At 64.8% G+C, this 14,950-nt stretch carries 16 protein-coding genes; 13 read left to right on the forward strand and 3 right to left on the reverse strand.

The genetic code is table 11. The features are described 5' to 3' along the window. The first annotated feature begins 101 nt into the window (after window positions 1-101). The 6 genes from gatB to ABDB87_RS07985 all read left to right on the forward strand — a co-directional run bounded on the left by gatB (window position 102) and on the right by ABDB87_RS07985 (window position 3,793). Window positions 102-1,553, forward strand: coding sequence for an Asp-tRNA(Asn)/Glu-tRNA(Gln) amidotransferase subunit GatB (gene gatB, locus ABDB87_RS07960; RefSeq protein WP_345925740.1), 1,452 nt, complete (start codon window positions 102-104; stop codon window positions 1,551-1,553). A gap of 106 nt (window positions 1,554-1,659) precedes the next feature. Further along, window positions 1,660-1,926 carry a FitA-like ribbon-helix-helix domain-containing protein gene (locus ABDB87_RS07965; RefSeq protein WP_345925741.1) on the forward strand — a complete coding sequence of 89 codons (267 nt, stop codon included), beginning with the start codon at window positions 1,660-1,662 and terminating at the stop codon, window positions 1,924-1,926. After that, entirely contained in the window at window positions 1,923-2,324 is a 402-nt protein-coding gene (locus ABDB87_RS07970) for a type II toxin-antitoxin system VapC family toxin (RefSeq protein ID WP_345925743.1), read from the forward strand. The genes ABDB87_RS07965 and ABDB87_RS07970 overlap by 4 nt, the downstream gene beginning before the upstream one ends. A gap of 481 nt (window positions 2,325-2,805) precedes the next feature. Continuing rightward, window positions 2,806-3,117, forward strand: a complete 312-nt coding sequence (locus tag ABDB87_RS07975; protein WP_345925745.1) for an ElaB/YgaM/YqjD family protein — start codon at window positions 2,806-2,808, stop codon at window positions 3,115-3,117. 5 nt (window positions 3,118-3,122) lie between these two features. Then, window positions 3,123-3,509, forward strand: coding sequence for a phage holin family protein (locus tag ABDB87_RS07980; protein ID WP_345925747.1), 387 nt, complete (start codon window positions 3,123-3,125; stop codon window positions 3,507-3,509). Continuing rightward, window positions 3,506-3,793 (forward strand): YqjK family protein, encoded by a 288-nt coding sequence (locus ABDB87_RS07985; RefSeq protein ID WP_345925748.1) that lies wholly within the window; start codon window positions 3,506-3,508, stop codon window positions 3,791-3,793. Before ABDB87_RS07980 ends, ABDB87_RS07985 begins: the two co-directional genes overlap by 4 nt. A 6-nt stretch (window positions 3,794-3,799) precedes the next feature. Here the strand turns inward: ABDB87_RS07985 and ABDB87_RS07990 are convergent, their stop codons facing one another. After that, window positions 3,800-4,663, reverse strand: a complete 864-nt coding sequence (locus ABDB87_RS07990; RefSeq protein WP_345925749.1) for a DMT family transporter — start codon at window positions 4,661-4,663, stop codon at window positions 3,800-3,802. Window positions 4,664-4,769: 106 nt separating this feature from the next. Next, window positions 4,770-5,525: a FadR/GntR family transcriptional regulator gene (locus tag ABDB87_RS07995; RefSeq protein ID WP_345925750.1), complete on the reverse strand. Its 756-nt coding sequence runs from the start codon at window positions 5,523-5,525 to the stop codon at window positions 4,770-4,772. 160 nt (window positions 5,526-5,685) lie between these two features. Here ABDB87_RS07995 and ABDB87_RS08000 point away from each other — a divergent pair, with 160 nt between their 5' ends. The 5 genes from ABDB87_RS08000 (at window position 5,686) to ABDB87_RS08020 (ending at window position 11,076) form a co-directional block, all read left to right on the forward strand. Further along, entirely contained in the window at window positions 5,686-7,080 is a 1,395-nt protein-coding gene (locus tag ABDB87_RS08000) for an enolase C-terminal domain-like protein (protein WP_345925751.1), read from the forward strand. A gap of 18 nt (window positions 7,081-7,098) precedes the next feature. Beyond that, window positions 7,099-7,905 (forward strand): 2-dehydro-3-deoxyglucarate aldolase, encoded by an 807-nt coding sequence (gene garL, locus ABDB87_RS08005; protein WP_345925753.1) that lies wholly within the window; start codon window positions 7,099-7,101, stop codon window positions 7,903-7,905. Between the two features lie 114 nt (window positions 7,906-8,019). Next, the gene (locus ABDB87_RS08010; protein ID WP_345925755.1) at window positions 8,020-8,997 is read left to right on the forward strand and encodes a tripartite tricarboxylate transporter substrate binding protein; all 978 of its coding nucleotides are present in this window, start codon (window positions 8,020-8,022) and stop codon (window positions 8,995-8,997) included. Window positions 8,998-9,071: 74 nt separating this feature from the next. Beyond that, window positions 9,072-9,548 carry a tripartite tricarboxylate transporter TctB family protein gene (locus tag ABDB87_RS08015; protein ID WP_345925757.1) on the forward strand — a complete coding sequence of 159 codons (477 nt, stop codon included), beginning with the start codon at window positions 9,072-9,074 and terminating at the stop codon, window positions 9,546-9,548. A gap of 13 nt (window positions 9,549-9,561) precedes the next feature. Next, complete coding sequence (locus ABDB87_RS08020; RefSeq protein WP_345925758.1) at window positions 9,562-11,076, forward strand: tripartite tricarboxylate transporter permease; 1,515 nt, start codon at window positions 9,562-9,564, stop codon at window positions 11,074-11,076. A 59-nt stretch (window positions 11,077-11,135) separates the two neighbouring features. Here the strand turns inward: ABDB87_RS08020 and ABDB87_RS08025 are convergent, their stop codons facing one another. Continuing rightward, window positions 11,136-11,855, reverse strand: coding sequence for a FadR/GntR family transcriptional regulator (locus tag ABDB87_RS08025; RefSeq protein WP_345925759.1), 720 nt, complete (start codon window positions 11,853-11,855; stop codon window positions 11,136-11,138). Window positions 11,856-12,150: 295 nt separating this feature from the next. On the opposite strand from ABDB87_RS08025, the gene ABDB87_RS08030 reads away from it, so the two are divergent. Both ABDB87_RS08030 and ABDB87_RS08035 read left to right on the forward strand, forming a co-directional pair. Next, window positions 12,151-13,305 (forward strand): mandelate racemase family protein, encoded by a 1,155-nt coding sequence (locus ABDB87_RS08030; protein WP_345925760.1) that lies wholly within the window; start codon window positions 12,151-12,153, stop codon window positions 13,303-13,305. 37 nt (window positions 13,306-13,342) lie between these two features. Next, window positions 13,343-14,947, forward strand: a complete 1,605-nt coding sequence (locus ABDB87_RS08035) for an ABC transporter substrate-binding protein (RefSeq protein WP_345925761.1) — start codon at window positions 13,343-13,345, stop codon at window positions 14,945-14,947. Window positions 14,948-14,950 lie beyond the last annotated feature (3 nt).

Consider the following 14,950-nt stretch of genomic DNA (forward strand, 5'->3'; position numbering starts at 1 on the left):
CCGCCTGCTGCGTGAAAGGCTCTCCGCGCCTGCCGGGTGGGTGGGGGCAGGCTGCATGCGCTAAGATTGGGGGCTCGCAAAACCGTTCTTGAAAGCCTCACATGCGCCGCGATTGGGAAGTCGTCATCGGTCTGGAAACTCACGCCCAGCTCAACACCGCCTCCAAGATCTTCTCCGGAGCCAGCACCGCCTTCGGTGCCGAGCCCAACGTGCAGGCCAGCGCGGTGGATATCGCCCTGCCTGGCGTGCTGCCGGTGCTGAACCGCGGCGCCGTCGAGCGCGCGATCCGTTTCGGCCTCGCGATTGGTGCCGAAGTGGCACCGCGCTCGGTGTTCGCGCGCAAGAACTACTTCTACCCCGACCTGCCCAAGGGCTACCAGATCAGCCAGTTCGAGTTGCCGGTCGTGCAGGGCGGCGAGATCACCATCCAGGTCGGCGAGGGCGACAAGGCCTACACCAAGGTCGTGCATCTGACTCGCGCCCACCTTGAGGAAGACGCGGGAAAAAGCCTGCACGAAGACTTCCACGGCCAGAGCGGCATCGACCTGAACCGCGCCGGCACCCCGCTGCTGGAGATCGTGACCGAGCCGGACATGTCCAGCTCCGCCGAAGCCGTGGCCTACGCCAAGGCACTCCATGCGCTGGTGCAGTGGATCGACATCTGCGACGGCAACATGCAGGAAGGCTCCTTCCGCTGTGACGCCAACGTCTCGGTGCGCCGCCCCGGCGAGCCGCTGGGCACGCGTCGCGAGATCAAGAACCTCAACTCCTTCCGCTTCCTGCAGCAAGCCATCGACTACGAGATCAACTGGCAGATCGAGACCATCGAGGATGGCGGCAAGATCCAGCAGGCCACCGTGCTCTTCGACCCGGACAGTGGCGAGACCCGCGTGATGCGCACCAAGGAAGACGCGCACGACTACCGCTACTTCCCCGACCCCGACCTGCTGCCGCTGGAAATCTCTGCCGAGTGGAAGGCGGCCGTGGCCGCCGCGATGCCGGAGCTGCCGGCCCAGCTCGCCGCGCGCTTCCAGAGCGAATACGGTCTGTCGGCTTATGACGCGACGACGCTGACCGCCAGCCGCGACACCGCGCAGTATTACGTCGAGGTGGTCAAACTCGCAGGCGCCGCGCAGGCCAAGATTGCCGCCAACTGGGTGATGGGCGAGTTGGCAGCGCGTCTGAACAAGGAAGAGAAGGGCGTGGCCGGGAGCCCCGTCTCCGCCGCCCAGCTCGCCGGCCTGATCGCACGGATTGCCGACAACACCATCTCCAACAGCATCGCCAAGAAGGTCTTCGAGGCGCTGTGGAACGGGGACGGCGCTTCCGCCGACGAAGTGATCGAGAAGCAGGGCCTCAAGCAGGTGACGGACGTGTCCGCCATCGAGCCGATCATCGACGAGGTCATCGCGAACAACGCTGCCAATGTCGCCGAGTACAAGGCCGGCAAGGAAAAGGCCTTCAACGCGCTGGTCGGTCAGGTCATGAAGGCGAGCAAGGGCAAGGCCTCGCCCGCGCAGGTCAATGAGTTGCTGAAGAAGAAGCTGGGCTGAGCTACGCAGCACCAGAAACGCCAAGGGCCGCAAAATGCGGCCCTTGGCGTTTCTGGTAAGACCGATGCTATAGTGACATCACTTTGGCATCAAAAGTGAGGTCTCCATGCCCCATCTCACCCTGCGCGACGTACCCGAGGAGCTGCACGGCTGGCTCAAACAGCAGGCACTGGCACACCGCCGTTCCCTCAATCAGGAAGTCATCACCCAGCTCGACGCCCTGCGCCAGAAGCCCGCTACCGAAGCCGATCCAGCCGCGCGCCTCGCCCGCATCCGCCAGATCGCCCAGCGCAGCGCCAGCCTGCCGGTGCAGGATGCCCGCAGCGAAGCCGACATTCTCGGCCTGAGCGCTGAGGGCATCCCGCAAGCATGATCATCGACAGCTCCGCCCTCGTCGCCATCCTGCTCGGTGAGCCAGAGGCCGAAGCCCTGGCGGAAGCACTGGCCTGCGCCGACGCCCCGCGCATCAGCGCCGCCAACTGGCTCGAAGCCATGATCGTCATCACCACCCGGCTGGGCGACGCGGGCACACAGGCGCTGGAAGAATTGCTCGACGCAGCGGCCATCCGCATCGAAGCCACCGACCCGGCACAAGCCGCCGCCGCGTTCGCCGCATGGCAACGCTACGGCAAAGGCCGCCACCCCGCCGGGCTCAACTTCGGCGACTGCTTCGCTTACGCGCTGGCCCGGCAAAGTGGCGAGCCGCTGCTGTTCAAGGGCGAGGACTTCGGGCAGACGGACGTTGTTGCGGCCTTGTTCAGAGCGCATTGATGCGTTGCTAAGGCTAATCCGGCCATTTCGAGGACGGCCTCGAAATGCTGCGCCAGGGATCGAAGTTTTCCTGAAACTTCCCGCCGACAAGCGCCGGAGCGTGCGCGAAGTCATCATCGCTTTCGCCAAGGCGCAAGGAGAGTAGTTGGGGGCTTGCGTCAGACGCTGTGGGGCAACGCCTGAGCGGGGTGGTGCTGCCGGGGTATTGGGTCGGCCAGGGTCCGGACCCGCTTCGGAGGATACGTGGTATATGACAAAAGCACGCGCTGAGATAACGCGTCAGGGGCTCTGCACTCAGCGCGCCTCTCGCGTCTGCCGCAGGGCGGCTGGTGCGCCCGTCCGGGTGGCGGAAAGCCTGCCGCCGCGGCGGAAAGCGCATCCTGCCCCTTCCGGGGCGCATGCCGGGCGGGAACCCTCAGGCGGTTTCCGGATCTGAACAGTGGCTGCAATGCCTCCAACCCCCGCTGAAAGGAGCAAGACCATGAATGAACTGACCCGTGACAGTCGCGATCGTCTGGTGGCTGACCTGAAAACCGTGCTCGCCGATGCGGAAGAGCTGCTGCGCCTGACCGCGTCTGATGCCACCGGCAAGCTCGGAGACGTGCGCGAGCGCCTGGGCGAGCATGTCGATGCCGCCCGCGAGCGCCTGGGTGACGCCGAAGCGCTGCTGCGCGCCCGTACGAAGGAGGCCGCCAAGGCGACCGACGAATACGTGCGTGAGAATCCCTGGCAGTCCATCGGCATTGCCGCCGGCGCGGCCTTCCTGCTGGGTCTGCTGGCCGGGCGCCGCTGAGCAGCATGGCCGGGCGTGAAACCTCGAGTCTGATCGATCGCCTGTCCTCGGTGACGGACGGGATCCTGGGCATTGTCCAGACCCGCCTGTCATTGCTGGCGGTAGAGGTCGAGGAAGAAGGCATCCGGCTCGGTGCCGGCCTGTTCAACCTGATCCTCGCCGCCCTGTTCCTGGCTTTCGGCCTCTTCGCGCTGGCGATCTTCCTGACCGTGCTGCTGTGGGACAGCCACCGCCTGCTGGTGATCGGCCTGGCCACCCTGTTCTTCTTCGTCATGGCGATCTTCGCCGGCAACAATGCCTGGCGTCGTCTCAAGCAGGGCAAGCGCCTGTTTACCGACAGCGTGGCCGAGCTCGCGCGTGACCGCGAACTGCTGCGGAGAGACGAGCGATGAACCGCCTGCTCCAGCGCGAGCAGGTGCTGGCCCGCCACCGCGAGCGTCTGGTGGCCGAATCCGCTGCGCAGCGCCGCCGCATTGCCGGTGGCATGCAGCAGCTTGACGGAGACGTTTACGGCGCCGAGCGCGCCTGGCGTGCTGGGCGCTGGGTGTATGAAAACCGCATGCTGGTGGGCGTGGGCATCAGCGCGGCGCTGTTGTTCCGCGGGCCGCGCCGGGTGCTCGCCCAGGCCTCCCGGCTTTACGCCCTCTGGCGCAGCGTGCGCAGCCTGCTGCGCTGAGCGGGCCTAGTCGGCGTGCTCGGCCTTGTGGCCCTGCCAGGTCGCCGGGTGCGAGCTGATCAGGCTGCCCGCAATGATCATGGCCATGCCGAGCCATGAAAGCGGCGAGATGCGGTCGCCCCACAGCAATGCGCCGTAGATGCTCGAAAAGATCACCGTCGAATAGCCCACGCTGGCGGTCACGATCGCCCGGCCACGGCCGAAGGCCCTGCTCAGCGTGAGCTGACCCAGCCCGCCGCACAGACCCACCGCAATCAGATAGCCCCATTCTCCGCTGCCGGCCTCGCTGATCGAGGAGGGCTGCAGCACGGCGAGCGGCAGTGCCAGCACGGCGGTGGTGATCGAGAAGATGCTGACCGTGCGCCATTCCGGCTCGCCGGCGCGGCCCAGTTCGCGCAGGTTGAGCTGGGCAATGCAGGTCAGGAAGGCCGACGCCAGCCCGCAGGCAGCCCCCAGCCACTGGTCATGCTCGATGGTGGGCCGCAGCACCAGCACCACCCCGGCAAAGCCCAGCGCCAGTGCGCCCAGTACCGCACGCGGTGGAGGCTGGCGCAGCGAGAGCACGATGGCAATGAACAGCGCCGAGGTGTTGTTGAGCGTAACCGCCGTGGCCAGCGGCAGGCGCGTGATCGCCATGAAATACAGCAGCATCGACAGCGTGCCGGCAGTGGAGCGGTAGAGATGACTCTTCCAGTGCACCGAATACAGCGTGCGCTGCTGCCACAGCACCCAGGCACCGAGGATCAGCGCCGGCACCAGACCGCGCACACCGACGATCTGGCCGATGTTGAAATGGCTGCCGACGAACTTGACGCAGGCTCCCATGGTGGCGAACAGGAAACAGGTCAGGAGCATCCACAGCGCGTTCATGGTGGCAGTCGCATTTCAGGAAGGCGCCATTCTTTGTCAGAAGACGTCGTATGACAAGCGGCGGTTTGCCCGTCCCGCGCGACACGGCGCCGTCGATCGATGAAGCTCAGTCCGGCCGGGTTTCCTGCGCGGCTTCGCTGGCGAGACGCAAGCGCTCGCGGCTGTTCGACAGGTGCAGGCGCATGCCGGCGCGCGCGTTTTCCGCGTCGCGACGGGCGATCGCGTCGAGGATGTTGGCGTGTTCTTCATTGGAACGGCGCAGGTAGCCCTGACCGGGTGCCGAGGAGAAAACCGAGGTATCCAGCCGGGTGCGCGGAATCGTATTGGTACCCAGCTGGCGATAGAAATTCTCGAAATAGGGATTGCCGGTGGCCTGCGCGATCAGCAGATGGAAACGGAAATCCGGCTCCACCGAACTGCCGCCACGCGCGGTCTCCTCGTCGAAATCCTGAAGTGCGCGCCGCATCTGCTCCACCTGCTCGTCGGTGCGGCGCAGTGCGGCCAGGCCTGCGGCCTCGGTTTCCACGCTGATCCGCAGCTCCAGCATCGCCAGCAGCTCGCGGATGGTCATGACCGTCGCGCTGTCGAGCTGCAGACTCGCAGAGGCCGGCCGGGCCAGCACGAATGTGCCGACGCCGTGGCGGGTTTCGACCAGTCCCGCTGCCTGCAGGCGCGACATCGACTCGCGCACCACCGTGCGGCTCACGCCGTGTGTGGCCATCACCTCGGGCTCGGTCGGCAGCTTGGCCCCGGCCGGATAGGCGCCGCTGCGGATCTTGTCCGCCAGATCATTCATGACGGTTTCAACCAGGCTGGGTGCCCGTTTGCGGCTGGTCGGCGTCAGGCTTTCGGTATCGCTCATAGGGTTTTCCGCAGTCAGCGAGAACGCGTATAGAGAATACTCATGCACTCATTATACTTGTTGATAACGTCGTACGACGACATACGACCCGAATGGTGCAGGACATCCGCGCTGGCCCGGCAGACATGCCGGGCAGCCATCACGAGAAGGTGAGGCAGGCATGGTTCCACAGAGCAGTGAAAGCGGCACCCCTCATGTCACCGGCATGGACGTGATCCCGGTTGCCGGGCATGACAGCATGCTCTTCAACCTGTGCGGTGCGCACGGGCCGTACTTTACGCGCAACATCGTGATCCTGCGCGACAGCGCGGGCCACACCGGCATCGGCGAGGTGCCGGGCGGCGAAGGCATCCGCCAGGCGCTCGAGCGCAGCGTCAGTCTCGTCGTCGGTCAGCCTGTCGGCCGCTTCAATCATGTGCTCGAGTGCATCCGCCGCAGTCTGGGCGGCGGCCAGACGAGCCGGCAGGTCACACAGCATGAGGTGACTTCGGAGGCCGAGGCGCGTGTGCTGCGCCAGCCGCACGAAATCAATCTCCGTCTTGACAATGTCATCACCGCGGTCGAGGCGGCGCTGCTGGACCTGCTTGGCCAGCATCTGGGTGTGCCGGTGTGCGAGCTGCTCGGTACCGGGCGGCAGCGCGATTCGGTGCGCATGCTGAGCTACCTGTTCTACATCGGCGACCGCCGCCAGACCGACCTGGCCTATCCGGCGGAGGATGCGGCCGGCCCGGAGTGGTATCGGCTGCGCAATCAGGCCGCCACCCGCTGCGAGGACATCGTGCGGCTCGCCGAAGCCTCGGCGGCGCATTACGGCTTCAATGACTTCAAGCTCAAGGGCGGCGTGATGCGCGGCGAGGAAGAAATGGCCGCCGTCGCCGCCATCAAGCAGCGCTTTCCGGAGGCCGGGGTCACGCTCGACCCGAACGGCGCCTGGTCGCTCAACGAGGCCATCGCGCTGTGTCGCGGGCAGGGGCATGTGCTGAGTTATGCCGAAGACCCCTGCGGGCCGGAAGCCGGCTATTCCGGGCGCGAGATCATGGCCGAGTTCCGCCGCGCAACCGGCATCCGCACCGCCACCAACATGGTCGCGACCGACTGGCGCCAGCTCGGTCACTCGCTGCGCCTGGAGGCGGTGGATATCCCGCTGGCCGATCCGCATTTCTGGACCCTGCAGGGCTCGGTGCGCGTCGCCCAGCTCTGCAGCGAGTTCGGCCTCACCTGGGGCTCGCACTCCAACAACCACTTCGACGTGTCGCTGGCGATGTTCACCCACGCCGCGGCCGCCGCGCCCGGCGAGATCACCGCGATCGACACGCACTGGATCTGGCAGGAGGGGCGCGAGCGTCTCACGCGCGAGCCGCTGCGCATCATGGATGGCTGCGTGCGGGTGCCTGACCGGCCCGGTCTGGGCATCGAGCCCGACATGGAGCGCATCCTGCAGGCGCATGCGCTGTACCGGAAAGTGGGGACGGGCGCGCGCGACGATGCGATGGCCATGCAGTTCCTCGTACCCGGCTGGAAATATGACCCGAAGCGGCCGAGCCTCGGACGCTGAACCGTAAAGGACGATGTCATGACTGCGCGGCTGCCGTTCTCACCCTTTCCCAATACCTTCCGCCGGCAACTGCTGGCGGGCCAGCCTCTGATCGGGTGCTGGAGCGCGCTGGCGAACCCGATCACCACCGAGGTGCTCGGCCTGGCCGGCTTCGACTGGATCCTGCTCGATGGCGAACACGCGCCCAATGACGTGCTCACCTTCATTCCGCAGCTGACCGCGCTGAAAGACAGCATCAGCGCGCCCGTGGTACGGCCGGCCGATAACGATGCGGTGCTCATCAAGCGCCTGCTCGACATCGGCTTCTACAACTTCCTCATTCCCTTTGTCGAAAGCGCGGACGACGCGCGCCGTGCGGTGGCCGCCACGCGCTACCCGCCCGCCGGCATCCGTGGCGTATCGGTGGCGCACCGGAGCAACCGTTACGGCACGGTGAAGGACTACCAGACTGTCATCAACGACAACATCGCGCTGATCGTGCAGATCGAGACCCGGGCCGGGCTGGATGCGGTCGACGCGATCGCGGCCATCGACGGCGTGGATTGCCTCTTCGTGGGGCCCTCCGATCTGGCGGCCGCACTGGGCCATCTGGGGAATGCCGGTCATCCGGAAGTCCAGGCCGCGATCGCTCATGTGTTTGCCCGGGCCAGGGCGGCCGGCAAGCCCGCGGGCATTCTCGCCCCGGTCGAAGCCGATGCGCGCCGCTATCTCGCCATGGGCGCGCGCTTTGTTGCGGTGGGCAGCGACCTGGGGGCCTTCCGCAGTGCCACCCAGTCGCTGCGCGACCGCTATGCCGATGCGCTTGAAGTCGCCGCAACGCCCTGAGAGGCGTGGCGCCATGGCATGCGCCATGCCGTCGCTTTGATGAGGCCAGGCCGCTTCCGCCTGCCTCGCGAACAGAAGTGCTGCAGCACCTGATAACCACAAGGAGACCTCGACATGAAAAGTTTTTCCCGCCTGACCCTCACTGCGACCACCTGCGCTGTCGTGGCCGTGCTTGCGCTGCCGGCCTCGGCGCAGACCAACTGGCCGACCCGCCCCGTCCAGATCGTCGTGCCTGCCGGTGCCGGTGGCGACACCGACTTCAACGCCCGCCAGATGGCGCGCTATTTCGAGAAGATCACCGGCAAGACGATGATCGTGACCAACGTGAATGGCGGCGGCGGCACCATCGCCATGTCGCAGGTGGCGAGCGCCGCACCCGACGGCAACACCATCCTCTTCGGCCACACCGGTCACCTGATCGTGAACGAGGTGTCGGGCCTCATCGATTACAGGTTCGACAGCAAGTTCGATGTCGCCTGCATTGCCGCGGTAGACAAGAGCGTGGTGATGGCCGCGAGCAAGAAATCCGGCCTCAAGAACGTGGCCGACATCGTGAACAAGGCCAAGGCCGCGCCGAACTCGGTGATCTACGGTACCGAGCTGGGCGGCTACTCGCATCTGCAGGGTCTGATCTTCCAGAAGCAGGCGGGCATCCAGATGAAGTTCGTCGACGTCGGTTCGGCTTCCGACAAGATCACCTCGCTGCTGGGCGGTCGCATTGATCTGGCCTCGATCTCCTACGGTCCGGTGAAGGACTACCAGACCACCGGCGACATGGCCATGACAGGCCAGTACAACAAGGCGCGCAACCCGCTGCTGGGCGAGATCAAGACCTTCAACGAGCAGGGCATGAAGTTCGACATGGAGAAGCCCTATGTCGTCGCCTTCCCGAAGGGCACGCCGGCCGCGATCATCCAGAAGATGTCCGACGTGATGGCGCAGATCACCAAGGATCCGGCCTATGCCAAGGCCCTGGAAGAGGGCTTCAAGCAGCCGGTGGCGTTCTACCCGACGAAGGAAGCCATCACCGAGCTCAACGCGGTGCGTGACGACTACATGCAATACAAGGACCTGCTGCGTCAGAAGAAGTAAGCCGGCTCCGGAGGCGTGCGTCCGCGCACGCCTTCTCCTTCGGACCTGACCATCTTCAATCCCGGGAAAACACCATGAGCAACCTTCGCAAACGCGAGTTCGCAGTGGGCATCGTCTTTCTGCTGGTGGGCCTGGCCTACCTCTGGATGACCAGCCAGCTGCCCCGCAAGCAGTTCATTGACGCCGCCTTCGTGCCCTATGTGCTGGCCATCACGATGTGCCTGCTCGGCGCCTTCCAGCTTTGGGAGGCTGCCAGGATGCCCGCCGGTGACACCGGCAAGCAGGAAGACACGGCGGATTACCGCACCGTCGTGAAAACCCTCGCGCTGATCGTCGCCTATGCCGCGCTGCTGCAGCCTCTGGGGTTTCCGCTGATGACGGTGATCTATCTGTTCGCCCAGTTCATCGTGCTCACCCCGCGTGACAAGGCGATCAGCTACCCGATGTACGCCACCATCGCGGTGCTGAGCTCAGCGGCCGTGTATGCCACCTTCCGCTATGCATTCGACATGCTGCTGCCGGTCGGTGTGCTGAGCGCCTTCATCAACTGAAAAGGGGCACGTCATGCTTTCCCTGTTCCAGCAAGGCCTCGAGATCGTCTTCACCTTCCAGGTGCTGGGCCTGATCTTCTTCGGCACCGTGGTCGGCATCATCTTCGGTGCGATTCCGGGGCTCACCGCTACCATGGCGGTCGCGCTCTTTCTGCCCATCACCTATTCGCTCAGCGCCTCGGCAGGCATCGCACTGCTGATCGGGCTCTATATCGGCGGCGTGTCGGGGGGGCTCATCTCGGCGATCCTGCTCAAGATTCCGGGCACGCCGGCCTCGGTTGCCACCACCTTCGATGGCGGGCCGATGATGGAGAAGGGCGAGGGCGCCAAGGCACTCGGCGTGGGCATCTTCTACTCCTTTGTCGGCACCTTTCTCTCGATCCTGGCGCTGATCTTCATCGCGCCGACCCTGGCGAAGATCGCACTGAGCTTCGGGCCGCACGAGTATTTCTCGATCGCGATCTTCTCGCTCACGCTGATCATCACGCTTTCCACCGGCTCGATGGTCAAGGGCATTTTCTCCGGCGCGCTCGGCTTCATGTTCTCGACCGTGGGCATCGCACCGGTGGACGCGATCACCCGCTTCACCTTCGGTCAGACCGAACTCAACAGCGGCTTCGACATCCTGCCGGTGCTGATCGGCCTCTTTGCCATTTCCGAGATCATCAAGGTGGCGGAGGAGGTGAAGCATGAGCAGCAGGCCACCATCCAGACGGTGAAGATGAAGGGCTTCGGCTTCTCGCTCAAGGAGTTCTTCGAGCAAGGCTGGAACTGCATCCGCTCCACGCTGATCGGAACCGGCATCGGCATCCTGCCCGGCATCGGCTCGGGCACCTCGAACATCGTCGCCTACATGGTCGCGAAGAAGCGCTCGAAGACACCGGAGAAATTCGGCAAGGGTTGCATCGACGGCATCGTCGCATCCGAAGCGGCTTCCTGCTCGGCGGTGGGCGGCGCGATGATTCCGCTGCTGACGCTGGGCATCCCGGGCGACACCGTCACGGCGATGCTGCTGGGCGGCTTCATGATCCACGGCATCCAGCCGGGGCCGCTGCTGTTCATGTCGCAAGGTCCGCTGGTGTATTCCATCTTCATCGCAATGGTGGTGTCCTCGGTGATGATGCTGGTTTGCGAGCTGTATGGCGTTCGCATTTTCGTGAAGATGCTGGCGATCCCCAAGCACATCCTGCTGCCGATCATCCTGGTGCTCTGCGTGGTGGGCGCATTCGGCCTGGGCAACCGCGTCTTCGACGTCGGCACCATCGTGTTCTTCGGCCTGCTGGGCTATGGCTTCGTGAAGTGCAAGATCCCGCAGACGCCCTTCATCATCGGCCTGATTCTCGGCCCGATGGCTGAGACCAATCTGCGCCGCGGCCTGATGCTCTCGGATGGCAACTTCATGGGCTTCCTGACCGAGCCGATTTCCGCCACCTTCCTGGCCATCGCGGCGGCCTCGGTCGGCGTGCATGTGTATCAGACCCTCCGCACCCGACGCGAGGCTTCTGTCAAAACCGCCGCAGCCTCCTGAGCAGTCTCCTCCCCACTGTGGCCGGCGTCGCGTACGCCGGCCATTTTTTTTGGGCCGACTCAGTCGGCCAGCTGCCCGACCTTGCGCAACAGGCGCGCCTTGCTCTCCGAGAGGTGCATGCGCAGCGCAGCACGGGCGGCTTCAGGGTCCTGCCGTTCGATCGCGAAACAGATCTGCTCATGCTCGCGCTGCGCATGGGCGAGGTATTCCTCTGGCGAGCGACTGCTGAGGCGGCCCGGGCGCAGGCGTGCCCGGGTCATCAGTTGCTCGCTGACATAGGTGAAGAGCTTGAGGAAATGCGGATTGCCGGCGGCCTCCGCGATCAGGCGGTGAAAGCGCAGATCGGCCTCGACGGCGTTGCCGTCATGCGTGATCGCGTGCTCGATGTCGCGCAGCGCCTGCTTCATGGCTTCGAGCTGGGCCGGCGTGCGGCGCTGGGCGGCAAGCACCGCGGCTTCGGATTCGAGCCCGATGCGCAGCTCCAGCACCGAAATCACCTCCTGCACGTCGGTGAGCTGGCTGGAGTCGATGCGGAAACCGGGCGTGAGCTCCTGCTGCAGCACGAAGGCACCGGCACCCTGGCGGGTCAGCACGCGGCCGCTGGCACGCAGGTTGGCAATCGCCTCGCGCACCACCGTCCGGCTTACGCCGAACTCGCTGATCATGTCCTGCTCGCTGGGCAGGCGGGAGCCGACGGCGTACTGGCCGGCTGCGATGCGTTCGGTCAGCGTGCGGGTCAGCTGGCCGGTCAGGGTTTCACGCGGGCGGGCAAGCGTCATGTCTCTTCCTTAGCTGAATTCATCATGACAAGTTTGGCTGATTTCGGAAATTGTGCCTAGTCATTATATGACTTGTGCTGTCTGAAATTGCGGCAGGCCTCCTCTGCGGAGAGGCGGGCAGTCGGCTTAGAAAGGGCAATGAAGTGCTGTTCATGTGGGGTAGATGGCAAATAAACGGGTAAACCATTAAGGGTTTTGCGGCTTTGACGATCTGAAATTGACGGCCCTAATATGCGCATCAACTCGTATGATGACTGATGAGATGCGGGCCCCGCCCGCCGCACAAGGAGACACGATGAAGATCGAAAGCGTCAGTGGCACCGTATTCACCTATCCCAGCAAGCGCTCGGTCGACAGCGCCGGCCACTCGCACCCGGGGCCCGAGAAGGACGCGAAGCTTGCGATGCTCACGATCACCTGTGACGACGGCAGCCAGGGCCATGCCTTCGGCCCGGTCGAAGTGATCCGCAAGCATGTGCTGGACGCCTTTTTCCGCAAGGTCATGATCGGCGCGGACCCCTTCATGCGCGAGCAGATCTGGCAGGACCTCGCGCACTGGCAGCGCGGCAGCGCCGGCCAGCTCACCGACCGTGCGCTCGCGGTGGCGGACCAGGCGCTGTGGGATCTCGCCGGCCGCAAGCTCGGCCAGCCGGTCTACAAGCTCATCGGCGGCTATCGTGACAAGGTGCCGGCCTACGGCTCCACGATGTGCGGTGACGAGTTGAAGGGCGGCCTCTCCACGCCGGAGGAATATGCCGACTTCGCACTGAAGCTGGTGGCGCGCGGCTACAAGGCGATCAAGCTGCATACCTGGATGCCGCCGGTCTCCTTCGCACCCAGTGTGGACATGGACATCAAGTGCTGCGCGGCCGTGCGCGAAGCGGTGGGGCCGGACATCGACCTGATGCTCGACGGCTATCACTGGTACTCCCGCACCGAGGCGCTGAAGATCGGCCGGGCACTGGAAAAGCTCCAGTTCGCCTGGTTCGAGGAAATGATGGACGAGCAGAGCATGTCGTCCTTCGTCTGGCTGACCCAGCAGCTCTCGATCCCCATCCTCGGGCCGGAATACATGAGCGGCAAGCATCACACCCGCGCCGAGTGGATCAAGGCCGGTGCCTCCACCATGACCCGCGCCGGCGTGCCGGGCGTGGGCGGCATCACCCCGACGCTGAAGGTGGCCTACATGGCGGATGCTTTTGGCATGAACTGCGAAGTGCACGGCAACGGCTCGGCCAACCTCGCGGTCTGCGCTGCGATCAAGAACTGCGCCTGGTACGAGCGCGGCCTGCTGCATCCCTTCCTCGATTACGACGAAGTGCCGGCCTATCTTCACAGTCTCGCGGACCCGATGGACAGCGAAGGCTTCGTGCATCTGTCGCAGAAACCGGGCCTGGGCGAAGACATCAATTTTGAACATATCGCCGCCCACACACTCGAAAAATACTGACAACAAGAAGCCACACCGAATCCAGAGGAGAACAGAGATGAGAAAGATGCCTTCCGTGCTGGCCGCCTGCGCACTCGCCGTGTCGCTGATCGGCGCACCCGCACTGGCGAAGACGCCTTCCGACCAGCTGATCATCGGCATGAGCATGAACAACCTGCTCTCGCTGGATCCGGCCGGCGCCACCGGCAACGACGTGGTCGAGATCAATGCCAACCTGTACGACTCGCTGGTCGAACTCGATCCGGTCAACACCTACAAGGTGATGCCCGCACTGGCCGAGAGCTGGGCGATTGCCGACGACAAGCGCAGCATCACCTTCAAGCTGCGCCGTGGCGTGAAGTTCCATTCCGGCAACCCGCTCACCGCGCAGGACGCCGCCTGGTCGCTGCAGCGCGTGCTGAAACTCAACCTGGCGCTCGCCTCGGTCTGGAAGGGCTACGGCTTCACCGCGCAGAACGCCGAGACCAGCATCCAGGCGCCCGACGCGCAGACCCTGGTGATCCGCCTGCCCGAAGCCACCGACCCGAAGCTGGTGATCTACACGCTTGCCACCTCGGTGAGTGCGGTGGTGCTCGACAGCAAGAAGGTCATGGCCAATGAGAAGGACGGTGACCTCGGCCGCACCTGGCTCACCACCAATGAAGCCGGCTCCGGCCCCTTCGTGTTCAACGAATGGCGTCAGAAGGACGTGCTGATGATGACGCGCTTCGACGGCTACTGGCGTGGCGCGCCCAAGCTGCGCCGCGTGCTGCTGCGGCACATGACCGAATCGCAGACCCTGCGCCTGATGCTCGAGCGCGGTGACATCGATGTGGCCAACGGCATGTCGGTGCCCGATGTGGAAGCCATGAAGAAGAACCCGGCCATCGTGGTGGAGTCGGTGCAGCGCGGCAACGTGTACTACGTGGCGATGAGCGTGAAGGACCAGAAGTTCGCTGACAAGCGCGTGCGCCAGGCCATCCGCAGCCTCATCGATTATGACGGCATCAACAAGACGGTGATGCCCAACTACGGCGTGTTCCATCAGCGCCCGGTCGCCCTCGGCTTGCCGGCCACGTTGCCCGAGCCCGGCTACAGGCTCGATGTACCTGCCGCGAAGAAGCTGCTCGCCGAAGCCGGCTTTCCGAACGGCTTCAAGACCAGCATCCGCGTGCTCTCCGACCCGCCCTTCATCAACATCGCCACCAGCCTGCAATCCACGCTGGCGCTGGCCGGCATCGACGCGAGCGTGATTCCCGGCACCGGCAACCAGGTCTATGGCGCGATGCGTGACCGCAGCTTCGAGATCATCGTCGGCCGGGGCGGTGGCGGTGCCGAGCCGCATCCGCACAGCAACCTGCGCTCGCTGGTCTACAACCCGGACAACCGCGATGAGGCCAAGCTGACCAATTTCCAGGGCTGGCGCACCTCCTTCATCAGTCCCGAGATCAACGCGCTGATCGAGAAGGCCGAGGTCGAGGCCGACGAGAAGAAGCAGCTCGCGATGTATCAGGACGTGCAGAAGCTCTACGACCAGCAGGTCGGCGCGATCCAGCCGGTGTCGCAGATGATCGACACCGTCGTGCTGCAGAAGGACATCCGCAATTTCCGCGGCCATCCGGCAGCCACCACCCACTGGCGTGACGTCTACAAGCAGCGCTGAGCC

It is taken from the genome of Uliginosibacterium paludis (assembly GCF_039631355.1).
GTDB lineage: Bacteria > Pseudomonadota > Gammaproteobacteria > Burkholderiales > Rhodocyclaceae > Uliginosibacterium > Uliginosibacterium paludis.

Bases quoted from the DNA above. Each gene is read 5' to 3' on its own strand.
- gatB (WP_345925740.1), top strand. From the start codon at position 102: ATGCGCCGCGATTGGGAAGTCGTCATCGGTCTGGAAACTCACGCCCAG.
- ABDB87_RS07965 (WP_345925741.1), top strand. From the start codon at position 1,660: ATGCCCCATCTCACCCTGCGCGACGTACCCGAGGAGCTGCACGGCTGG.
- ABDB87_RS07970 (WP_345925743.1), top strand. From the start codon at position 1,923: ATGATCATCGACAGCTCCGCCCTCGTCGCCATCCTGCTCGGTGAGCCA.
- ABDB87_RS07975 (WP_345925745.1), top strand. From the start codon at position 2,806: ATGAATGAACTGACCCGTGACAGTCGCGATCGTCTGGTGGCTGACCTG.
- ABDB87_RS07980 (WP_345925747.1), top strand. From the start codon at position 3,123: ATGGCCGGGCGTGAAACCTCGAGTCTGATCGATCGCCTGTCCTCGGTG.
- ABDB87_RS07985 (WP_345925748.1), top strand. From the start codon at position 3,506: ATGAACCGCCTGCTCCAGCGCGAGCAGGTGCTGGCCCGCCACCGCGAG.
- ABDB87_RS07990 (WP_345925749.1), bottom strand. From the start codon at position 4,663: ATGAACGCGCTGTGGATGCTCCTGACCTGTTTCCTGTTCGCCACCATG.
- ABDB87_RS07995 (WP_345925750.1), bottom strand. From the start codon at position 5,525: ATGAGCGATACCGAAAGCCTGACGCCGACCAGCCGCAAACGGGCACCC.
- ABDB87_RS08000 (WP_345925751.1), top strand. From the start codon at position 5,686: ATGGTTCCACAGAGCAGTGAAAGCGGCACCCCTCATGTCACCGGCATG.
- garL (WP_345925753.1), top strand. From the start codon at position 7,099: ATGACTGCGCGGCTGCCGTTCTCACCCTTTCCCAATACCTTCCGCCGG.
- ABDB87_RS08010 (WP_345925755.1), top strand. From the start codon at position 8,020: ATGAAAAGTTTTTCCCGCCTGACCCTCACTGCGACCACCTGCGCTGTC.
- ABDB87_RS08015 (WP_345925757.1), top strand. From the start codon at position 9,072: ATGAGCAACCTTCGCAAACGCGAGTTCGCAGTGGGCATCGTCTTTCTG.
- ABDB87_RS08020 (WP_345925758.1), top strand. From the start codon at position 9,562: ATGCTTTCCCTGTTCCAGCAAGGCCTCGAGATCGTCTTCACCTTCCAG.
- ABDB87_RS08025 (WP_345925759.1), bottom strand. From the start codon at position 11,855: ATGACGCTTGCCCGCCCGCGTGAAACCCTGACCGGCCAGCTGACCCGC.
- ABDB87_RS08030 (WP_345925760.1), top strand. From the start codon at position 12,151: ATGAAGATCGAAAGCGTCAGTGGCACCGTATTCACCTATCCCAGCAAG.
- ABDB87_RS08035 (WP_345925761.1), top strand. From the start codon at position 13,343: ATGAGAAAGATGCCTTCCGTGCTGGCCGCCTGCGCACTCGCCGTGTCG.